This is a genomic window from Mycobacterium sp. SMC-17 (assembly GCF_045310915.1).
Lineage (GTDB): Bacteria > Actinomycetota > Actinomycetes > Mycobacteriales > Mycobacteriaceae > Mycobacterium.
Genome location: NZ_JBJIAK010000001.1, coordinates 39,210 through 61,023, shown reverse-complemented (window position 1 = coordinate 61,023; position 21,814 = coordinate 39,210). Strand labels below are relative to the sequence as shown.

At 67.6% G+C, this 21,814-nt stretch carries 16 protein-coding genes and 1 pseudogene; 2 read left to right on the top strand and 15 right to left on the bottom strand.

The window, feature by feature from the left end:
- Nucleotides 1-47: 47 nt before the first annotated feature.
- The 15 genes and pseudogenes from ACJH7A_RS00265 to ACJH7A_RS00195 form a co-directional block, all read right to left on the bottom strand.
- Entirely contained in the window at nucleotides 48-422 is a 375-nt protein-coding gene (locus ACJH7A_RS00265) for a DUF4233 domain-containing protein (RefSeq protein ID WP_212812310.1), read from the bottom strand.
- Nucleotides 419-1,855: a folylpolyglutamate synthase/dihydrofolate synthase family protein gene (locus ACJH7A_RS00260; RefSeq protein WP_212812311.1), complete on the bottom strand. Its 1,437-nt coding sequence runs from the start codon at nucleotides 1,853-1,855 to the stop codon at nucleotides 419-421. Before ACJH7A_RS00260 ends, ACJH7A_RS00265 begins: the two co-directional genes overlap by 4 nt.
- Nucleotides 1,852-4,521, bottom strand: coding sequence for a valine--tRNA ligase (locus tag ACJH7A_RS00255; RefSeq protein ID WP_212812312.1), 2,670 nt, complete (start codon nucleotides 4,519-4,521; stop codon nucleotides 1,852-1,854). The genes ACJH7A_RS00260 and ACJH7A_RS00255 overlap by 4 nt, the downstream gene beginning before the upstream one ends.
- 52 nt (nucleotides 4,522-4,573) lie before the next feature.
- Nucleotides 4,574-5,206, bottom strand: coding sequence for a DUF937 domain-containing protein (locus ACJH7A_RS00250; RefSeq protein ID WP_212812313.1), 633 nt, complete (start codon nucleotides 5,204-5,206; stop codon nucleotides 4,574-4,576).
- A 98-nt stretch (nucleotides 5,207-5,304) separates the two neighbouring features.
- On the bottom strand, nucleotides 5,305-6,564 hold the full coding sequence (locus ACJH7A_RS00245) for a trans-acting enoyl reductase family protein (protein WP_212812314.1): 1,260 nt from the start codon (nucleotides 6,562-6,564) through the stop codon (nucleotides 5,305-5,307).
- 9 nt (nucleotides 6,565-6,573) lie between these two features.
- Nucleotides 6,574-8,553, bottom strand: a complete 1,980-nt coding sequence (locus ACJH7A_RS00240; protein WP_212812315.1) for an alpha/beta fold hydrolase — start codon at nucleotides 8,551-8,553, stop codon at nucleotides 6,574-6,576.
- A gap of 40 nt (nucleotides 8,554-8,593) precedes the next feature.
- Nucleotides 8,594-9,406, bottom strand: a complete 813-nt coding sequence (locus ACJH7A_RS00235; RefSeq protein ID WP_212812316.1) for an alpha/beta fold hydrolase — start codon at nucleotides 9,404-9,406, stop codon at nucleotides 8,594-8,596.
- Nucleotides 9,407-9,549: 143 nt separating this feature from the next.
- A pseudogene (locus tag ACJH7A_RS00230) lies at nucleotides 9,550-9,771 on the bottom strand (transglycosylase family protein); the annotation flags it as partial.
- Between the two features lie 966 nt (nucleotides 9,772-10,737).
- Nucleotides 10,738-11,316, bottom strand: a complete 579-nt coding sequence (mobA, locus tag ACJH7A_RS00225) for a molybdenum cofactor guanylyltransferase (protein WP_212812318.1) — start codon at nucleotides 11,314-11,316, stop codon at nucleotides 10,738-10,740.
- Nucleotides 11,317-11,323: 7 nt separating this feature from the next.
- Nucleotides 11,324-12,406, bottom strand: coding sequence for a 2-oxoacid:ferredoxin oxidoreductase subunit beta (locus ACJH7A_RS00220; protein WP_212812319.1), 1,083 nt, complete (start codon nucleotides 12,404-12,406; stop codon nucleotides 11,324-11,326).
- Nucleotides 12,403-14,358: a 2-oxoacid:acceptor oxidoreductase subunit alpha gene (locus ACJH7A_RS00215; protein WP_212812320.1), complete on the bottom strand. Its 1,956-nt coding sequence runs from the start codon at nucleotides 14,356-14,358 to the stop codon at nucleotides 12,403-12,405. Before ACJH7A_RS00215 ends, ACJH7A_RS00220 begins: the two co-directional genes overlap by 4 nt.
- Before the next feature lie 351 nt (nucleotides 14,359-14,709).
- Nucleotides 14,710-14,862, bottom strand: coding sequence for a hypothetical protein (locus ACJH7A_RS00210; RefSeq protein WP_020102196.1), 153 nt, complete (start codon nucleotides 14,860-14,862; stop codon nucleotides 14,710-14,712).
- A 95-nt stretch (nucleotides 14,863-14,957) separates the two neighbouring features.
- On the bottom strand, nucleotides 14,958-15,737 hold the full coding sequence (locus ACJH7A_RS00205; RefSeq protein ID WP_212812321.1) for a sulfite exporter TauE/SafE family protein: 780 nt from the start codon (nucleotides 15,735-15,737) through the stop codon (nucleotides 14,958-14,960).
- Between the two features lie 2 nt (nucleotides 15,738-15,739).
- Entirely contained in the window at nucleotides 15,740-16,942 is a 1,203-nt protein-coding gene (locus ACJH7A_RS00200; protein ID WP_212812323.1) for an FAD/NAD(P)-binding oxidoreductase, read from the bottom strand.
- A gap of 20 nt (nucleotides 16,943-16,962) precedes the next feature.
- A complete protein-coding gene (locus ACJH7A_RS00195) occupies nucleotides 16,963-18,342 on the bottom strand; it encodes a rhodanese-like domain-containing protein (RefSeq protein ID WP_406801262.1) in 1,380 nt (459 codons plus the stop codon).
- Between the two features lie 330 nt (nucleotides 18,343-18,672).
- Between ACJH7A_RS00195 and ACJH7A_RS00190 the strand changes: the two genes are divergently transcribed.
- Nucleotides 18,673-20,976 carry an FdhF/YdeP family oxidoreductase gene (locus ACJH7A_RS00190; RefSeq protein WP_406801261.1) on the top strand — a complete coding sequence of 768 codons (2,304 nt, stop codon included), beginning with the start codon at nucleotides 18,673-18,675 and terminating at the stop codon, nucleotides 20,974-20,976.
- A complete protein-coding gene (fdhD, locus tag ACJH7A_RS00185; protein WP_406801260.1) occupies nucleotides 20,964-21,788 on the top strand; it encodes a formate dehydrogenase accessory sulfurtransferase FdhD in 825 nt (274 codons plus the stop codon). The genes ACJH7A_RS00190 and fdhD overlap by 13 nt, the downstream gene beginning before the upstream one ends.
- The last annotated feature ends 26 nt before the right edge of the window (nucleotides 21,789-21,814 follow it).

Genomic DNA, 21,814 nt, shown 5'->3' with positions numbered 1-21,814 from the left:
CGGACAGCGTACTAGTCAGTAACCGAATCGAGCGATTCGGGCGCAGCTCATTGCTGGCCGGGCAGCAGGCCGCGGTCCTGGCGGCGCTTGACCTCGGACCGCAGGTACGCGATCAGGACCCAGACGAGCAGGAAGATGATGCCGACGATGCCGATGGTGACGTCGATGAACGCGCCGAGGATCAGCACGAACTGCATCCCGATGTTGACCCACAGCGCCCACGACCGGCCCTGCATCCCCGACAACAGGCCCAGCACGACCGCCATGCCGATGAGGTAGCCGCTGCTGAGCGGCGTCAGGCCGCCGTGGAACACCGACACCACCGGCAGCGCCAGCAGCACCACGATGACTTCCAGGATCAGGGTGCCGGCCATCACGCCGCGGAAGCTCTTCCAGGGGTCGGGCTGGTTCGGGGCGGTCATGCCGGGTCCTTTCCGAACAGGGTGCGGGCCGCACCGGCCGTCACGACCGAACCGGTGATCACCATGCCCGCGCCGGAGAACCCGTCGGACGAGCCGTAGTCGTTGCCCGACTGCTCCACCAGCGCCGTCGCCGCCTCGATGGCGTCGGGCAGGTTCGGTGCGGTGACGACGCGTTCGGGGCCGAAGGTCTCCTCGGCCAGGGACGCCAGCGTCTCGGTGTCCATGGCGCGCGGCGACCCGTTGTGGGTCACCACCACCAGGTCGAACGCCGGCTCGAGCGCGGCCAGGATGCCGGTGACGTCCTTGTCGGCCATGACCGAGATGACGCCGACCAGGAACCGGAACTCGAACTCGGTCTGCAATGCGTCGGCGAGCGCCGCGGCGCCGGCCGGATTGTGCGCGGCGTCGATGAACACCGTTGGGGCGCTGCGCATCCGCTCCAGGCGGCCGGGGGTGGTCACCGACGCGAAGCCCTGACGGACGGTGTCGACATCGAGCTGACGGTCGGCACCGGCGCCGAAGAACGCCTCGACGGCAGCCAGCGCCAGGACGGCATTGTGCGCCTGATGCTCGCCGTGCAGTGGCAGGAAGATGTCGGTGTAGACACCGCCGAGGCCCTGCAGTTCCAGCAGCTGCCCCCCGACGGCGACCTGCCGGGCGCGGACGGCGAACTCGGACTCCTCACGGGCGACGGCGGCGTCGGCCGTAACCGCCTGCGCCATCAGCACTTCCATGGCCTCGGGAACCTGGCGGGCGATCACCGCGACAGTGCTGGGATCGGTGCCGGCGGGCACCAGGTCGGGCTGCTGGCGGGCGATGATGCCGGCCTTCTCCCCCGCGATCGCGGCGATGGTGTCGCCGAGATAATCGGTGTGGTCCAGGCCGATCGGCGTGATGACGGCGACCGGGGCGTCGACGACGTTGGTGGCATCCCACCGTCCGCCGAGGCCGGTTTCGATGACTGCGACGTCCACGGGTGCGTCGGCGAACGCGGCGAACGCCATGGCGGTGAGCACCTCGAACTTGCTCATCTTGGGGCCGGGCTCACCCAGCTCACCCGCTTCCGACTGCCGGTCGACAATCTCGACGAACGGCTCGATCTCGGTGTAGGTGGCGACGTATTGCGCTGGGCTGATGGGCTTTCCGTCGATCGCGATGCGTTCGGTGGCGGCCTGCAGGTGCGGGCTCGTCGTCCGGCCGGTGCGCCGCGAGAACGCCGTCAGCAGCGCGTCGATCATCCGGGTGACCGAGGTCTTGCCGTTGGTGCCGGCCACGTGGATGCTCGGATAGCCGCGCTGCGGCGAACCGAGCATCTCCAGCAGCGCCTCGATCCGGACGGTGCTCGGCTCGATCTTGGTCTCCGGCCACCGCTGGTCGAGCAGATACTCGACCTGCAGCAGTTCGGCGATCTCGTCGGGTGTGGGGGTGCTCATGCGGACGGCAGGCCGGCCAGCCGGGTGTTGATCCGGTCGACCTCTTCCTGGGCGAGCTGCTGGCGGGCCCGGATCTTGGCGACCACATCCTCCGGCGCCTTCGCGAGGAACGCCTCGTTACCCAATTTGCCTGCGGTCTGGGCGAGTTCCTTCTGCGCGGCGGCCAGGTCCTTCTCCAGCCGGCGCCGCTCGGCGGCGACGTCGACGGTGCCCGAGGTGTCCACCTCGACGACGACGGTGCCCTTGGACAGCCGGACCTCCACCGCCGCCGAGGGATTGAAGCCGTCGGCCGGCTCGGTCAGCCAGGCCAGGGAGGTCACCGCGGCCACCTGGGCATCCAGGTCGGCCTCGCTGATGCCCACCAGGCGGGCGGGCACCTTCTGCCGGTCGTTGAGGCCCTGGTCACTACGGAACCGGCGGACCTCGGTGATGAGCTTCTGCATGTCGGTGATCCGCTGCGCGGAATCCTGATCGAGCGCGACACCGGAGGCCTGCGGCCATTCCGCGATGACCAGCGACTCGCCACCGGTCAGCGACTTCCACAGCGCCTCGGTGACGAACGGCATCACCGGGTGCAGCAGCTTGAGCAGCACGTCGAGCACCGCGGCCAGGACCGCCTTGGTGTGCTCGGCGCGCGAACCACCTTCGAACAGTTGGGCTTTCGCGAGCTCGAGGTACCAGTCACAGAACTCGTCCCACGCGAAGTGGTACAGCGCCTCGCAGGCCCGGCTGAATTCGTAGCGCTCGAGCGTGTTGTCCACCTCGGCCCGGACCTCTTCGAGACGGCCCAGAATCCAGCGGTCGGCGTCGGTGAGCTCAGCGGCTTCCGGCAGCGGAGCCGGCGCCGCACCATTCATCATCGCGAAACGCGTTGCGTTGAACAGCTTGGTCGCGAAGTTGCGGGACGCGCGGGCGTGGTCCTCACCGATCGACAGGTCGCCACCGGGGCTGGCACCGCGGGCCAGGGTGAAGCGCAGCGCATCGGCGCCGAACGTCTCGACCCAGTCCAGCGGGTCGATGCCATTGCCCTTGGACTTGCTCATCTTCTGCCCGAACTGATCGCGGATCAGCCCGTGCAGGAAGACGTTCTCGAACGGCACCTTCGCGCCGCCCAGCACCGGATCGTCGGCGACGAAGGTGCCGAACATCATCATGCGGGCCACCCAGAAGAACAGGATGTCGTAGCCCGTGACCAGAACCGTTGTCGGATAGAACTTCTCGAGCTCCGGCGTCTTGTCGGGCCAGCCCATGGTCGAGAACGGCCAGAGCGCCGAGGAGAACCACGTGTCGAGCACGTCGGGGTCCTGCTCCCAGCCGGCCGGCGGCTCCTCGTCGGGGCCGACGCACACGGTCTCGCCGTCCGGGCCGTGCCAGATCGGGATGCGGTGTCCCCACCAGAGCTGCCGGGAGATGCACCAGTCGTGCATGTCGTCGACCCAGGCGAACCAGCGGGGCTCCAGGCTGGTCGGGTGAATCACGGTGTCGCCGTTCCGGACTGCGTCACCGGCGGCCTTGGCCAGCGATTCGACCTTGACCCACCACTGCATCGACAGCCGCGGCTCGATGGCCTCGCCGCTGCGCTCCGAGTGCCCGACGCTGTGCAGGTACGGCCGCTTCTCGGCAACGATCCGCCCCTCGGCGGCCAGCTTCTCGCGCACCTTGACGCGGGCCTCGAACCGATCCATGCCGTCGAATTCGGTTCCGGTACCGGCGATGGCGCCCTTGGTGTCCATGATGGTCGGCATCGCCAGGTTGTGCCGCAGTCCGATCTCGAAGTCGTTCGGATCGTGGGCCGGCGTGACTTTGACTGCGCCCGTACCGAATTCGGGGTCGACGTGCTCGTCGGCCACGATGATGATGTCGCGGTCCAGGAACGGGTGCGGCAGGGTCTTGCCGACCAGCGCGCGGTAGCGCTCGTCGTCGGGATGCACCGCGATGGCGGTGTCACCGAGCATCGTCTCGAGTCGCGTGGTGGCCACGACCAGGTGGGGCTCGGCGTCGTTCATCGAGCCGTAGCGGAACGAGACCAACTCGCCCTCGACGTCGTCGTACTTCACCTCGAGGTCGGAGATCGCGGTCTCCAGCACCGGCGACCAGTTCACCAGCCGCTCGGCGCGGTAGATCAGGCCGGCGTCGAACAGCCGTTTGAAAATGGTGCGGACGGCGCGCGACAGGCCCTCGTCCATGGTGAAGCGGTCCCGGCTCCAGTCGACGCCGTCGCCCAGGCGGCGCATCTGGCCGCCGATGGTGCCGCCGGACTCGCGCTTCCACTCCCAGACCTTCTCGACGAAGCCCTCGCGGCCGAAGTCCTCTTTGGTCTTGCCGTCGGCGGCAAGCTGCTTCTCGACCAGGGTCTGCGTGGCGATACCAGCGTGGTCCATGCCGGGCAGCCACAGCACCTCGTAACCCTGCATGCGCTTCCGCCGGGTGAGCGCGTCCATCAGGGTGTGGTCGAGCGCGTGGCCCATGTGCAGGCTGCCGGTGACATTCGGCGGCGGCAGCACGATGGAGTACGGCGGCTTGTCGCTGGTCGGGTCGGCGGTGAAGTACCCGGCGTCGACCCAGCCCTGGTACATGTCAGCTTCTACCGCGCTCGGATCCCACGTTTTGGGCAGGGCATCGGCCGCGTTCACGGTCGTGGGATCAGGCGTATCGCTGGCAGTCACCGGCCAATTCTAGGTAAACCCGGTGACCGGACGTAAAACTGCCCCTCGGGGCCTACTTCTTGTTGCCGAACAGCCCGCCCAGGACGCTGCCGAGCACGCCGCCGGCGCCCTGGTTGCCGCCACCGCCGAGGACGCTGCCCAGGATGCTGCCGAGCGGGTTGTCACCGGAGCTCGTATTGCCGCCGGCGTTGTTACCGCCCAGCGCGCCGCCGAGGATGTTGCCCAGCACGTCGCCGAGACCACCGCCACCGGACGCCGCGGGCGTGGACGCTGCGCCGCCGCCGGTGAGCTGCTTGCCGATGTAGGCCAGCACGATGGGCGCCAGGATCGGCAGCAGCTTCTGGATCAGCTCACTGTTACCCGCGCCACCGCCGGCCAGCGCCGACGCCACCTGGCCGCTGTCGTTGCCGCCGAAGATCTTCGCGACGGCGTCGGCGCCCTGGTCCTGGTTGACCTGGTCGACCGTCACCCCACCGTCGAGCAGCCCGCTCGCCGCGTGATCGGCGGCTTCGCTTTCGAGGCCGGCCGCGGTGTCGGGGTGGTCCTGCGCGGTCTGCTGTACACCGCCGAGCAGCAACGGCACCAGCTGTTGTACGGCGCTGTTCACCTCCCCTTCATCAGCGCCGAGCTTGGCCGCAATCTCTTGTGTCGGAATCTGATTGAGCAGTTCGTCAAGACCAGCCATGGCATGTTCCCCTCGTCACCGATGTGTGTGAAGCGCCTCGCCGCCGACACTAGCCGGGTCGGCGGCGAGGCACAGCACTTCGGCGCTTGCTGCGCGAATCAGCGCCCCAGCGCCTCGGTTTCGAACGTGACGCCGGCGGCCGGCAGCCGCGTCATCAACACATCGCCCATCGCCGCGGCCGGCGTCAGCACGCCCTTCAGATCCGACAGCCGGTCGCGGTCGAGGGCCAGCGCCAGCCCGCTCTCGCCCAGCAGCACCGCGGTCGCCTTGTAGCCCGGGTCACCCTGCTGCGCCATGACCGAGCGGTACCGGGCGCCGCTGGTGGTGCGGGTGTAGGTCTCGACGCGGTAGTAGCCCTTGTCCCGCGCCTGCTCGCTGGGGCCGGTCCCGGGCTTCGGCACGACACGGTCGATCAGGCCGCGGGGCAGCTTGTTGAAGAAGCGGCTGCCGAGGTTCATGACGGCCGCGTTGGCCGCGGTACCCAGCGCCGAGGCCACCGGCGCGATGGGCGACGACCCCAGGCTCATGTGCTCCGCGTACCGCAAGCGGCGCCCGTACTCCCAGCCCAGCAGTGCGTTGCTGCGCCGCACGATGCGGGTGTTGGCCACCGCCATGACGAAGGCACCGGTCCACGTGCCGGCGAGTTCGGGGGCGATGTCGCGGCCCCGGCGCCACGGGGTGTCGGTCTGGTGGCCGAGGTCGGGCTCCGCACCGCGATCGGTCGTCAGCGTGTACGGGTCCATCATGGTCCGGCGCAGTTCCTCGTCACCGGACGTCCGCGTGAACAGCTCGAGCATCGAGGCGACGGTGCCGCCGGATACCCCGCCGGAGAATCCGCGGAGCACGTAGTCGGTGTCGGTGAGCTCGCCGGCGCCGTCCGCCGCGGCGGCCTTGTACAGCGCGTAGACGGTGAGATCCGAAGGGATGGAATCGAATCCGCACGAGTGCACGATGCGCGCACCGGTGTCGGCGGCCTGCTTGTGGAACAGGTCGATGCTCTCGCGGATGAAGAGGCTCTCGCCGGTCAGGTCGGCGTAGTCGGTGCCGGCGGCGGCACACGCTGCCACGAGCGGCAGGCCGTATTTGAGGTACGGCCCGACCGTGGTGGCGACCACCTGGGTCCGCTCGGCCATGGCATCCAGGGTGTGCTGCGACGCGGCATCGGCCTGGATCAGGCCCCAGTTCTGCCCGGCCGCGCCGAGCGAGTCGCGGACCGCGGCCAGTTTGTCCATCGACCGGCCCGCCAGCGCTATCCGCGCCTGCCCTCCGTTCTCGGCCAGGTATTGGGCGGTCAACTTCCCGACGAAGCCGGTGGCGCCATAGAGGACGATGTCGAATTCGCGCTGCGGTGCGGTCATGCTGCCAACCTAACCGAGGGTCTCCGGCAGGTCGACGTGTTCTTTGCGCACGTGCTCGGACAGGAATGCCGTCACCACCTGGTACCAGATCTTGGCGTGCTGCGGCGCGGCGATCCAATGACCTTCGGACGGGTAATAGAGGTAGCGGTGCACAGTTTCACCGGTGTCGTCGGCCGGTAGCCCCGACCGGGTCACCAGGTCGTTCCACAACCGCAGTCCTTCGCCGATCGGGACGCGATAGTCCTTGTCGCCGTGGATCACCAGCATCGGCGTCCTGATGTTCTCGACATGGCGGTGCGGCGAATTGCGTTCGGCCATCTCGGGTGTCATCTCACGGGCCCACCAGTAGGCGCCGTCGGTCGTCGGCCCGAACTGATCGAGCGCCCACAGGCTGGCGTGCGTGACGATGGCGGCGAACCGGTCGGTGTGCCCGGCGATCCAGTTGGCCATGTAGCCACCGAACGAGCCGCCCATGGCGGCGATCCGGCCGGCGTCGATGCGCGGGTGCGCGCATGCCGCGTCGACGGCCGCCATCAGGTCGGTATACGGCGCGAAACCCCAAGCGCCCCAGCCACGTTGGATGAAGTCCTGACCGTAGCCGGTGGACAGCGCCGGGTCCGGCATCAGCACCGCGTAGCCGAGCGCGGTGAGCAGCCAGGGATTCCACCGCCAGTGCCAGGTGTTCCAGCTGCCCAGCGGCCCGCCGTGCACCCACAACAGCAGTGGCGCGGGCGCGTCGCCGGCCGGCAGTGTCAGCCAGGAACGAACGGGCGTGCCGTCGTCCGCGGTCGCCGTCAGCTCGACCAATTCGCCTGGCAGTTCGGGAAATTCGACGCCCGGCAGCACGGTGACGGATCCGTCGGCGTCTACGCGGACCGGATGCGGCGGCGTCAGGTAGCTGCTGCGCAGGGCATACAGCGCACCGCCGGCGACGGGCCGCACCTCGCCGTACGCGAAGTCGTCGTGCGTCAGCTGGGTAACGACGCCTCTCGACGGGTCGACGGCGAAGATCGGCGCCCGGCCGTTGTCGTCCGCGGTGACCAGCAGGTTCGACCCGTCGTGCGACCAGGTCACCGATGCCGGCCAGCGGTCCCAGTGCGCGGTGAGCTCCACCGGCTCGGCACCGAAGACCTGGCGGCACAGCGTGATCCGCGGCGCCTGCGCGGGTGTCGAGAGCGTCTCCCGCAGGTACGCGACGGTGGTGCCGTCGGGCGAGATCGCCGGGTGCCCCAGGTCGGCAGCCGGGTCGTCGGCGATCACGGTGCGCTCCCCCGTCGCGATGTCGATGCGGACCAGCACGCTGCGCAGCGCGGCCCCCGCAGCGGGGACCTGCCACGACGCGACGGCGAAGCTGCCGTCCGCACTGACCGCCACGGTGGCCTCGTTCAATGCCATCCCCGGCTGCAGCGTGATGTCATGGGCCGCACCCGATTCGACGCGGAGCAGGTGCGCGTGATCGGGACCCAGGTCGTGGTCCCAGTGCCGCACCGGGTACCCGGTGTGCAGAATTGCCGACACCTTCTTGTCCTTGCGGAGGGTGCGCAGCCGCTTGTCGTCCTCGGGCGTGCCGGCCGACGGGAGCATCGGCGCCGTCACCACGACGACGTCGGCCGCGCGGGCGGCGTGCACGCCCGTGACGCCGCCCGCCAGCTCCAGAAGTCGTTGTGCCTCACCGCCGTTGGCGGGCAGTTGCCACAGCGCCGCCGGCGGGTCGTCGTCGGTGTCGGTGGGACGGGCCGCGACGAACAGCAGGTCACCGGCCGCGGTGAAGGCCGGCTGGGACTCCCCCTTGGCTCCGTACGTCAGCCGGCGCGCCTCGCGCTGACCGTCGGGGTCGAGTTCCCAAGCCGCGGTGACGAATTCGGTGCCCTTGGCGTTCAGCTCGCTGATCATCGTGACGACGCGACGGCCGTCGGGTGAGACCGCGAGCCCGGACACCCGGGGCAGTGAGAAGTACGTATCCAGGTCGTCGAACGGTGTCAGGGCCATGCTCCGTTGTTAGCACATGACGGGGCGCCGCCTCGCGCGATCATTGCCTGGGGTGGCGGTCGAGGAAGTCGTCGATGAGGGCATTGACGGTGTCGGGCGCCTCATAGGCGGCCAGGTGGCCGATCCGATCCAGGACCACCAACTCCGAGCCCGGAATCGCCTCGGCCATCCGGCGCACCTCGGCGACGGGGAAGCTCGCGTCCTCGCGACCGGCCACCACCAGTGTCGGGACGGCGATGTGGCCGAACAGCGCGTGCTGGTCGGGACGCCTGACCACGATGCTCTCCACCGCGAAGCTGGCGGACCGGGCATCGTTGCGCTTGATCATCGTCACCAGCCCGGCGACCAGATCCGGCCGCCGCCGCCGCGTCGTCTTCCCGAGGAAGCGCGGCACGACCGTCGACCGCACGAAGAGTGGGCGCGCGGCCAGCCGGGTCATCCGGGCCGCGAGCGCGAGCTGCAGACGGTCCCAGCGAGGCCCCTCGGACGCCGTGCCGTTGAGCAGGACCGCACACCCGACCCGGTCGGGGAACGTCGCCGACATCGTGCCGCCGATCATGGCGCCCCACGAATTGCCGACGAGGTGCGCCCACGGCAGCCCCAGCGCGTCCAGGACGTCGATGTACGCCCTGGCGCTGTCCGCGAAGGTGAAGGCGCTGCGCAGCGGTTCGCTGCGCCCCTGCCCCGGCGGGTCGACCGCGATCGTGGTGTATCGGGCGGAGAGGTGCGCCACCTGAGCGTCGTACAGCGTGTGATCGGTCAGCAGGCTCGGCATCAGGAGAATCGGGGCACCGGAGCCGCTGACGTGGACCTGCAGGGTGCCGAGGCCGGTCGCGATGTCATGCGTCGCCATGTCCCCATAGTTTCATCAAGTGACGGATCATCCGTGGACGCCGGGGCAACGGCGGTGACGACGACAAAGGGCGCCGGACCTTGTGGTCCGGCGCCCTCTGCTTGTCTCGTCGGCGCGGTTGTGGCGCCCTGAGCCTTCGGGAATCAGCCCCGACGGCCGCAGACCGGCCAAGCGCCCATGCCCTGACGGGCGGCGACGTTCTCGGCGACTCGAATCTGCTCGTCCTTGCTGGCGGTGTGGGGCATGCCCGAACCACCGTTGGCACGCCAGGTGCCGAGGTTGAACTGCAGCCCGCCGTAGTAACCGTTGCCGGTGTTGATGGACCAGTTGCCACCAGACTCACAGGCTGCAACGGCGTCCCAGTTGTGGCCGCCGTCCGCATTCGCGGTACCGGTTCCGATGACCATCGGGGCCACAGCAACTGCCCCAGCAACGGCAACCAGTCCAAGCGTTGTGCGGATGTTCTTCACGTTGTTCCTCTCGCCGAGCGCGCGCCAAACATCGCCCGCGCATAGGCGGTGCGAACTGCTGCCTGCCGGGCAGGCGTTAGGGGGCTGAATCGTGTCGTCTCGGTCGGACACGACAGCGGGGGCGGTTTGATCGGTCCGGGCTCGAGGCCGGCGGACGCCACGGGCAACAGGCCATCTGCTCTGGTCCCACCGCGATCCCGCTCACACGCAGGTTCATGGTTTTTCAGTTGTTTGCTCTCTTGGAGCAGCACGAGGACCGTAGCAAGAATTCGCGCGGCAATGTCGAACCGGTCCCAGCCAGATAACAAGCAGATCACAGCCGAACCTGAGAGGAACATAAGCAGGTCACGCGATGTATAAAGCACCCCTAACAAATCACGGTTCGGCAACATTTCGTGATAGAGGTCACCATGAAATTGTGGCGTGGCACACAGAATTCAATTCACACGAGTCACAGTTGTCGCAGGTCAGCGGCACATTTTGGCAGTGCCGCCGCTAAACATCCGGCGTGTCGCCCGGTGAAATCCAGTTGCACCGGCGCCGCAGTTCGCTGCCGACGGACGCGTCAATCCCCGCGGGACTCGCCAGCGCCGCTCGACACCGCCGCCAATCAGCACTTTTCATGCGTCCGATGCGCGCTGTTCGAGCAGCGTTAACCGACCACCTACGCTGGTGAACAACCAAACCTGTTGCACTGCAACAGGTTACGAATTCGCGAATGTCACAGTTGACGAATTGTTCGGAATTGCGACGATGAATTTCCGAATTGGGCGCAGAGCGCGGAAATAGCAGTTATTCGAATTCGTGGAACAGCGAGGAATTCAGGGATTCACAGCCGGGCGATGGACCTTTGCTGAGGGGTCAGACGAAATCGTCCGGGCTGTTGACGTTGACCAGCGCCCGCTGCCGGTCCATCACCACGCGCTGGGTGTCGGAGGTGTCGACCAGGGCCCGCATGCTGCGCCGCCCGTGGGCCACCAGCTCGTCGGCCCGAGTGGCCAGTGCGGTCCGGTAGATGCCCGCCAGGTAGTGGTCCCGCCCGTCCCAGGGCAGCACCACGTCGGCGTCCACCCGGGCCGCGTGTTCGGCGAGCTCGTCGATCAGCTCGGCCGTCAGATACGGCATGTCGACGGCACATACGAACGCGCGCGGGTATCCGGCGTCGGCCGCGGCGCGCAAACCACGGGCGGTGGCCAGCAGCGGTCCGACCCCCGGGGTCGCGTCGCGCAGCACTTCCGCGTCCAGGTCAGGCAGCGCCTGGCCGCGGGCGGCGATGACGAACACCGCCTGGCAGCGGGACCGCAGCGTCGCCACCGTCTGCTCGACGAACGTGATCTCCCCCGCCGGCCCGCGGAACCGCACGGTGGCCTTGTCGCGCCCCATACGACGAGACGCCCCGCCGGCCAGTACAACTGCGGCCAGCGGGGCGTCTTCGTTCAAGGTGTCGTTACTCTTCGACGGTCCAGGTGTCCTTGCCACGCAGCAAGGATTGCAGAGCGGCGGTGTCGTGCGCCTTGGATTCCCGCGCAGAGGCGATCTGAGCCCGCGCTTCGTCGTCGTAGGTCGGGCGGTTCACCTGACGGAAGATGCCCATCACGGTGTGCTCGAGGTTCTGCTCCGACAGGCGCGACAGCGCGAAGGCGTACGCCGGGTCGTCGAGGTGAGCGTTGTGCACCACGATGTCCGACGGATCGACGTCGGCGGTCTTGCCGATCTCCAGTCCGTAGCCGGACTTGGTCACGCAGTACTCGTTCTCCGCGCCGAAGGTGATCGGCTGGCCGTGCTGCAGGTTGATCAGGCGCTCCTCGGCGCCTTCCTTGCGCAGCGCGTCGAACGAACCGTCGTTGAAGATCGGGCAGTCCTGCAGGATCTCGACGATGGCGGCACCGCGGTGCTGGGCCGCGGCCTTGAGCACCTCGGTCAGACCCTTGCGGTCGGAGTCCAGCGCGCGGCCGACGAACGTCGCCTCGGCACCCAGGGCCAGCGACACCGGGTTGAACGGCTGATCCAGCGAGCCCATCGGGGTCGACTTGGTGACCTTGCCGACCTCGGAGGTCGGCGAGTACTGACCCTTGGTCAGACCGTAGATCCGGTTGTTGAACAGCAGGATCGTGATGTTGATGTTGCGGCGCAGCGCGTGGATCAGGTGGTTACCACCGATCGACAGCGAGTCACCGTCACCGGTGACGACCCACACCGACAGGTCCGGGCGCGCCAGCGCCAGACCGGTGGCGATGGTCGGGGCACGACCGTGGATCGAGTGGAAGCCGTAGGTCTCCAGGTAATACGGGAACCGGCTCGAGCAGCCGATGCCGCTGACGAACGCGATGTTCTCGCGGCGCAGGCCCAGCTCCGGCAGGAAGTTGCGGATGGTGTTGAGGATGACGTAGTCACCGCAACCCGGGCACCAGCGCACCTCCTGGTCGCTGGTGAAGTCCTTGCCCTTCTGCGGCTGGTCCGTGGTCGGAACCAGGGCAGTCTTGCTGAGGGCTTCGGTCAGGCCCAGATCAGCACCGATCAGATCCGTCATGCGTTTGCTCCCACACCGGTTTCCACGGTGGCGGCTGCCAGCCGTGCGAACTTGGCCTTGTCAGTTTCCTTCTCGCGCAGCGATCCGTCCAGCGCCGCGCTGATGATGCCCTCGACCTCGTCGGCCAGGAACGCCATGCCCTCGACCTTGGTCACCGACTGGACGTCGACCAGGTACTTGCCGCGCAGCAGGAGCGCCAGCTGGCCGAGGTTCATCTCCGGCACGACGACCTTGTCGTACCTACGCAGCACCTCTTCGAGGTTCGCCGGGAACGGATTGAGGTGGCGCAGCTGCGCGTGGGCAACCTTGACGCCGTTGCGCCGGGCGCGGCGGCAGGCTTCGCCAATCGGGCCGTACGAGCTGCCCCAACCGAGCATCAGCAGCTCGGCTTCGCCGCTCGGGTCGTCGACCTCGAGGTCGGGCACCTTGATGCCGTCGATCTTGAGCTGGCGCAACCGGACCATGAGGTCGTGGTTCTTGGGCTCGTAGGAGATGTTGCCCGAGCCGTTGGCCGCCTCGAGACCACCGATGCGGTGCTCCAGACCCGCGGTACCGGGGATGGCGAACTGGCGGCCCAGCGTCTCGGGGTCACGCGCGTACGGCTGGAACGGCTCGCCCGCCTTGGCGAACGTGTGCTCGATGGCCGGGTAGCCGGCGATGTCCGGGATCCGCCACGGCTCCGAACCGTTGGCGATGGCGCCGTCGGACAGGATGATCACCGGCGTGTGGTAGGTGATGGCGATCCGCGCGGCCTCGACCGCGACGTCGAAGCAGTCCGACGGGGAGGCGGGCGCCAGCACCGCGACGGGCGATTCGCCGTTGCGGCCGTACAGCGCCTGCAGCAGGTCGGCCTGTTCGGTCTTGGTCGGCAGACCGGTGGACGGGCCACCGCGCTGCACGTCGATGACGATGAGCGGCAGCTCGGTCATCACCGCGAGGCCGATGGCCTCCGACTTCAGCGAGACACCGGGGCCCGACGTGCTGGTCACGCCGAGCGCGCCGCCGTACGAGGCACCGATGGCCGCGCCGATACCGGCGATCTCGTCCTCGGCCTGGAAGGTCAGGACATTGAAGTTCTTGTGCTTGGACAGCTCGTGCAGGATGTCGCTGGCCGGGGTGATCGGGTAGGTGCCGAGCACCACCTGGATGTCACCCAGCTGACCGGCGGCGACGATGCCGTACGCCATGGCCGTGTTGCCGGAGATCTGGCGGTATTCACCGGACTTGAGCTTGGCCGGGGCCACCTCGTAGGTGGTGCCGAAGGCCTCGGTGGTCTCGCCGTAGTTCCAGCCGGCCTTGAGCGCCAGCACGTTGGCCTCGGCGATCTCGGGCTTACGGGCGAACTTCTCACGGATGAAGGCCTCGCTGTGCTCCAGCTCGCGGCCGTACATCCAGGACAGCAGGCCGAGCCCGAACATGTTCTTGGCGCGCTGACCGTCCTTCTTGGTCGCGCCGATGGCCTCGACGGCGGCCAGGGTCAGCGTGGTCATCGCCACCGGGATGACGACGAACTCGGACAGCTCGTCGTTCTCGAGCGGGTTCTCCTCGTACCCGACCTTGGCCAGGTTGCGCTTGGTGAACTCGTCGGAGTTGGCGATGATCATGCCGCCGCGCGGCAGGTCGGCGACGTTGGCCTTGAGTGCGGCCGGGTTCATGGCGACCAGCACGTCGGGACGGTCACCGGCGGTGAGGATGTCGTAATCCGCGATCTGGATCTGGAACGACGACACACCGGGCAGAGTGCCCTGTGGTGCGCGGATCTCGGCGGGGTAATTCGGCTGCGTCGCAAGGTCATTGCCGAAGAGCGCGGCTTCCGAAGTGAACCGGTCACCGGTCAGCTGCATACCGTCGCCGGAGTCACCGGCGAAGCGGATGACGACCTTCTCGAGCTTCTGCCGCGAGGCTGCGCCACTCCCGGCGCCGGTGCCGTTGTCGTCGTCGTTGAGACCCACGACGCCTGCCTTTCACACTCTGTTTCGACCGTCCGTCGCACTGTTTCGGAGACGCCGCAGAACGGTGCTCACGATCGCCAGCCCGGCGCCCGCCAAAATTTTGATGTCACTGCTAGTACCGATTATTGCACTTCTCTTAGGGTGCACTCGCCAGGACGCGCCATTGCAGGCGGTGTGGCGGCCCCACAAATGCGCACGTCAAATCGATTGCGGCCGCTTGACACCTGTCAAAATGTGGCTTTCATCACGTTCCGGCAGGTGGAATTCCTAAGAACGCGGTTACCGATCGGTAGCGGTCCGCGCTAGCACTCGGCCGCATCGGAAACATCCGGCGGCACAAGCGATTAGGCGTCAGTCCGGTTGCCCGTCTGGACGGGTGTCCAGACGGCGGCCGTGCCACCGCAGGCGGAGCAACATCAGCTGCCGGTGTGCCTGGAACCCCAACGCCAGCGGGTCGGCCCAGGCGCGGCGACCCGGCGTACCACGTCCGGTATCGGTATCCATACGGCCATTGTCCAGAAGCTGGGCAACCGCGCACGTCACGCGACGGGACGCCGACATGTCGGTCCGGTGAAGATTTGCGGACACCGCTGGTCACGTCACAAGAAGCTCACGGCGACGGTGTCCATGAGCACATACGCGGCGATCGCGAAGACCAGGTAGGCGAACCAGCGCTGCAGTCGCCCGGTGTCGAGCCGGGTGCCCAGGTGGCCGGCGACCAGCGAACCGACGATCGCGGTACCGACGAACGCCGCGGTGACCGTCCAATCGATGCTGGTGCCGCTGAGGTGGGACAGCAGGCCCGCCAACGAGTTCGCGACGATGATGAGCAGCGAGGTACCGATCGCGATGGGCATCTCCACCCCGAGCATCAACACGAGCGCCGGAATGATCAGAAAGCCGCCGCCGACGCCGAAGAGTCCGGTGAGCAGCCCGACGAGGAAACCCGCAGGAATCGATCTGGAGGCACAGCGGCGCCAGTCGATGCCGGAATCACCGACTCTGCAGGCGGTACCGGTGCCGCCGTTGTCCTGCAGCATCCGGATTCCGGCGAGCACCATGACCGCGGCGAAGCCGACGAGGAGCACCGGCTGCGGCAGGTGGCGGCCGATGGCGCTGCCGATGAAGGTCGCCGGGATACCGGCCGCCGAGAAGACTGCGGCCAACCGCCATTGGACGTGGCCGGCCCGAATCTTCGGCAGCGCGCCCACCGCCGAGGCGATGCCGACGACCAATAGCGACATCGGAATCGCCTGCTCGATGCCGAGCCCCAGCACATAGACCAACGCCGGTACCGCCAGAATGGAACCTCCGCCGCCGAGCAGGCCGAGCAGGACGCCGATGACGGCGCCCAGGCCAAGGGCGAGAACGATATTCACGGCTAGGCAAGGCCTTTCAGCATCAGATTCCAGTACATGAACGGCAGCCCGTACTTCTTCAGGTACCAGTAGGCCCGGTGCGGGATGACCGGATCGAGCAGCGGGAACGACGGCTTCAGGTTGAAGTCGTAGTCGAATTCGGCGAGCAGCATCGCGTCCGACGACGTGACGATCGGGCACGACGAGTAGCCGTCGTACGACGCCCCCAGCGGACGGCCGGTCAAGAAGGAGTCGATGTTCTCGACCACCACCGGGGCCTGCTTGCGGATCGCGGCGCCGGTCTTCGAGTTCGGCGACGAACCGGCGTCACCGAGGCTGAAGACGTTGGGGTACCGCACGTGCTGCATGGTGTGCTTGTCGATGTCGACGTAGCCCATGGCGTCACCCGTCGACAGCGCGCTGCGTTTGATCCAGTCCGGTGCGGACTGCCGCGGCACGGCGTGCAGGACGTCGTACGGCAGCATGGCGTCGGTTCCGCCCTCCCCCACACTGGTGACGCCGACCTTGTGCGACGCCGCGTCGACCAGGGTCACCTCGGAGTTGGTGTGCAGGGTGATGTCGTAGTCGGCGATCACCTTGTCGAGACTGTCCGCGATCGCGGGAATCCCGAACGGCCGCGCGCCCGGCATGACCAGGTGGACGTCAATGTCCTTGAGCACGCCCTGTGACCGCCAGTAGTCGGAGGCCAGATACGCGATCTTCTGCGGAGCGCCGGCGCACTTGATGGCTCCGGAAGGCATGGTGAACACCGCGGTGCCCGAACGCAGGTTCCGGATGAAATCCCAGGTCCGGGGTGCGAGGTCGAAGCGATAGTTCGAGGAGACTCCGTCACGTCCCAGGGTCTCCGCCAGTCCCTCGGTGCGATCCCAATCGAGTTGGATGCCTGGACAGACGACGAGCGCGTCGTACTCGTAGGTGGTGCCGTCGGTACAGGTGACCGTGTTGGCATCGGGATCAAAAGCGCTCGCGGCCTTCCGGATCCACGTCACTCCCTTGGGCATCACCGAGGACTCGGCGCGTTCGGTGGCGGCAGCCCGGGCTTGTCCGCCGCCGACAAGGGTCCACAGCGGTTGGTAGTAATGCTTGTCCGAGGGTTCGATGACCGCGACGCCGGTGTAGCCCTTACGCTGCAGCCGGGCCGCGACCGTGATGCCGGCGGTGCCGCCGCCAACGATCACGATCTGGTGTTTGGCAGTGATGGTCATAGCTGTGATGTCTCCTGTCTTCAGGCGTTCTCGACGGCTTGTGCCCAGGCGCCATACCCGCCCAAGATGTCGCTGACGTCGTCGAATCCGTTCCGCCGCAACAGACTTGCCGCGACCGACGAGCGGTAGCCGCCGGCGCAATAGACCACGGTCGGTTTGGCGGGGTCGAGCTCGCCGATCCGGGCGGGCAACTGGCCCACCGGGATGGCGACGGCGTTCGGGATGGTGCCGGCCGCGACCTCGCCGGGGTTGCGGACATCGACGATCTGCAGGTTCGGCAGCTCGGCGGCCCTTTCGCCAAATGCCTTGGCGGTCAACCTCGATGCCACCTGCACGTCATTCTGGTGCGCGACCAGCGCCGCGTACGGCTCTGCCACGTAGCCGATCACCCGGTCGAAGCCGATCCGGGCGAGCCGGTTCTTACCCTCGAGCTCCTCGCCGGGCTCGGTGAACAGCACGATATCGACGTCGGACGGCAGGACTGAGCCGGCGAACTCGGCGTAACGACCTTGCAGGCCGATGTTGACCGCGCCGCGCAGGTGACCCTGCGCGAATTCTTCGGGGCCACGGCCGTCCACGAGGACAGCGCCGGCGTCGATCGCCGCGCGAGCCTGCTCATAGGTCAGGGCCGACGGCATCTTGGTCTCGTCCAGCAGCTCGCGATCCTTGCGGTTGAGGATCGCGTCGTAGACGAAGTAACCCGGCGCGGGCGGCTGCCCTTCGGTGACGAGGTTCATGAACGTCGCCTTATCGGCGGCACGGAGTGCGTAGTTCGTCGCCTTCTGGTCGCCGATCGTCGACCACAGATCGGTCGACAGATTCTTGCCGCAAGCCGAGCCCGCGCCATGCGCCGGATACACCCGCGTCGCATCGGGCAGCGTCATCAGTTTGTTGTGCAGCGACTCATACAGCTTGTCCGCCAGTTCTTCTCGCGTGAAACCGATCGAGGCCAGCAGGTCGGGGCGACCGACATCACCGATGAACAGAGTGTCCCCGGTCATGACGCCGTAGGGCGTCTGGTCGTCGGCGTGCTCGTACACCACCACGCTCATCGACTCCGGGGTATGCCCGGGCGTGTGCCGGAACTCGAGCGTCACGTCGCCCAGCGAGTACCGCTCACCGTCGGCGACACCGACCGACTCGAACTCGGTCTCGGCGACAGCCGAGTAGACGATCTTCGCGCCGGTGGCCTCGGCGAGCTCGAGGTGACCGGAGAGGAAGTCTGCGTGAAAGTGGGTCTCGATGACCAATTCGATGGTCAGCCCAAGCTCCTTGGCATCGGCAAGGTACCCGGCCACATCGCGCTGCGGGTCCACAACGACTGCGCGGCCGGTGGTTTCGTCACCGATCAGGTAGGACGCGTGCGACAGACAGTCCAGGTAGTACTGCTGCAGGATCATCGTCGATCTTCTTTCTTCTCATTGGGTAGCACCACTCTGAGCTATACCCTCACGGGTATTCAATATACCCCCGGGGGTATCTTATTCCAACTTACGAAAATACGGGTGGGGGTATTTTTCGCGCTCTCCTGAAAGCTACCCCGACCCATATGCCCGGCCTAGAGACTTAGGTCCCGCACCGCTGCCTGCTGCCCGCGCTACCTCAGCGTTGCGGGTCACCGGCGCTGTACCGACCAGTGATAGGTGCCGCCTATCGGTGCATCTGAAATGCCGATCACCAACGCCGTCTCTCGGCCTGATCCGGCCGATTGTGAGGATTAGATTGGGAGAATGACCACTGCCAGCGACAACGACGTCGATGCCACCTACGACGAACACGACGTAGCGGTCACGGGGGCGAAGCACGAGGCCGCCGGCGTCAAGGCCGTGATGGTCAGCATGCGCCGCACCATCGAGCAGATGGGGCCGCTGCGCACGGCGGAAACGCTGACCAAGATCAACCAGCGGCACGGCTTCGACTGCCCGGGCTGCGCGTGGCCGGAGGAACACGGCGGACGCAAGCTGGCCGAGTTCTGCGAGAACGGCGCCAAAGCCGTCGCCGAGGAGGCGACGCGGCGCCGCGTCACCCCGGAATTCTTCGCCCGGCATTCGGTCGCCGAACTTGCCGAGAAGCCCGAATACTGGCTGTCCCAACAGGGCCGCCTCACGCATCCGATGGTGCTGGCGCCCGGCGACAGCCATTACCGTCCGATCGACTGGGCCGACGCCTACCGACTGATCGCCGACGAGCTGAACGCCCTCGCCAGCCCCGACGAAGCGCTGTTCTACACCTCAGGCCGCACCAGCAACGAGGCCGCCTTCCTGTACCAACTGCTCGCGCGCAGTTTCGGCACCAACAACCTGCCCGACTGTTCCAACATGTGCCACGAGTCGTCGGGCACCGCACTGGTCGAATCGATCGGCATCGGCAAGGGCTCGGTCACCGTCGACGACGTCATCCACGCCGACTGCATCGTCATCGCCGGACAGAACCCGGGCACCAACCACCCGCGCATGCTGTCGGTGCTGGAGAAGGCAAAAGCGCGCGGCGCCAAGATCATTGCGATCAACCCGCTGCCCGAGGCCGGACTGATGCGGTTCAAGGACCCGCAGAAGGTGCACGGCGTCGTCGGCCACGGGGTGCCCATCGCCGACGAGTTCGTGCAGATCCGCATCGGCGGCGACATGGCGCTGTTCGCCGGCCTGGGCCGGCTCCTGCTGGAGGCAGAGGATCGGGCGCCCGGAACCGTGGTGGACCGCGACTTCGTCGACCGGCATTGCGCCGGCTTCGACGACTACGAATCCCGAACCCGTGCAGTCGATCTGGACACCGTCACCGCGGCCAGCGGCATCAGCCGGGATCAGTTGCAGCGGGTCGCCGACGCGTTGGTCCGCTCGGAGCGCACCATCATCTGCTGGGCGATGGGCCTGACCCAGCAGAAGCACGCCGTGGCCACCATCGGTGAGGCCACCAATCTGCTGCTCATGCGCGGCATGATCGGAAAGCCCGGGGCGGGCGTGTGTCCCGTGCGCGGCCACTCCAACGTGCAGGGCGACCGGACCATGGGCATCTGGGAGAAGATGCCCGAAGAGTTCCTGGCCGCGTTGGACGCCCGGTTCGGCATCACCTCCCCGCGCAAGCACGGTCACGACACCGTCGACGGAATCCGGGCCATGCGTGACGGGCATGCCAAGGTCTTCATCGGCATGGGCGGCAACTTCGTCTCGGCCACGCCCGACACCGACGTCACCGCCGCGGCGATGCGCAATTGCGCGCTGACGGTACAGATTTCGACGAAGCTCAACCGCAGCCACGTCATCCACGGCCGCACCGCACTGATCCTGCCGACCCTCGGCCGCACCGACAAGGACTTCCAGGCCGGCGGTAAACAGGTGGTGTCGGTAGAGGATTCGATGTCGATGGTGCACCTGTCGCGCGGTGGTCTGAACCCGCCCAGCGACCAGGTGCGCAGCGAGGTCGCGATCGTCTGCCAGCTGGCCCGGACCCTGCTCGGGCCGGCGCACCCGGTGCCGTGGGAATCCTTCAACGCCGACTACGACGGCATCCGCGACGCCATCGCCGACGTGGTCCCCGGCTGCGCCGACTACAACACCCGGGTCCGCCGGCCGGACGGCTTCCAGCTGCCCCACCCGCCCCGGGATTCCCGCGAATTCCCCACGCACACAGGCAAAGCCAACTTCTCGATCGAGCCCCTCGAATGGGTGCCCGTGCCCGAGGGCCGGCTGGTGCTGCAGACCCTGCGCAGCCACGACCAGTACAACACCACCATCTACGGACTGGACGACCGCTACCGCGGCGTCAAGGGCGGCCGGCGCGTGGTGTTCGTCAACCCGGCCGACATCGCGGCGCTCGGCCTGGCCGAGGGCAGCCGTGTCGACCTCGTCTCCGAGTTCGACGGCCAGGAGCGCCGTGCGAAAGACTTTCTGGTGGTGCCCTATTCGACGCCCGCGGGCAACGCCGCGGCCTACTACCCGGAGACCAACCCGTTGATCCCGTTGGACCACACTGCCCGGAAATCCAATACGCCGGTGTCCAAAGCCGTGGTGATCAGGCTGGAACCGTGGGTCGGGTAACCGCACGGCGCCGAGCCGAACACGTCACCGCCGGCGGCGCGGTCTCCCGCCCGGAGACCCTGGCTGTCGAAGAACCCCTGGAAATCCGCGTCAACGGCACTCCCCTCACCGTCACCATGCGGACGCCGGGCTCGGATGTCGAACTGGCCCAAGGGTTTCTGCTCACCGAGGGCGTCATCGCACGCCGCGATGACATCGCTCGCGTCGCCTACTGCCGCGGCGCGACCGAAGACGGCACCAACACCTACAACGTGCTCGACGTGATGTTGGCACCGCACGTCCCGCCGCCCTCGGTCGATGTGACGCGCAACTTCTACACCACCTCCTCGTGCGGCGTGTGCGGCAAGGCGTCGATCGACGCCGTCCGGACCGTCAGCCACTACTCCCCCGGCGACGACCCGACCACGGTCACCAACGCCACCCTGTCGGCACTGCCCCAGCAACTGCGGCAGGCCCAGAAGGTGTTCAACAGCACCGGTGGGCTGCACGCCGCCGCGCTGTTCAGCGCCGGCGGTGAGATGTTCGTCGCCCGCGAGGACATCGGCCGCCACAACGCGGTCGACAAGGTGATCGGGTGGGCGCTCGAGCAGGGCCGCGTTCCGCTGACCGGCACCGTCCTGCTGGTCAGCGGCCGGGCCTCATTCGAACTGACACAGAAGGCCGTCATGGCCGGCATCCCGGTGCTCGCCGCGGTGTCCGCACCGTCCTCGTTGGCGGTCGACCTGGCCAGCCAGGCCGGGCTCACCCTGGTGGCGTTCCTCCGCGGCGAGTCGATGAACGTCTACACCCGGCCGGACCGCATCGCCCGATAGCGGTGAAACGAAAAAGCCCCCGCCGG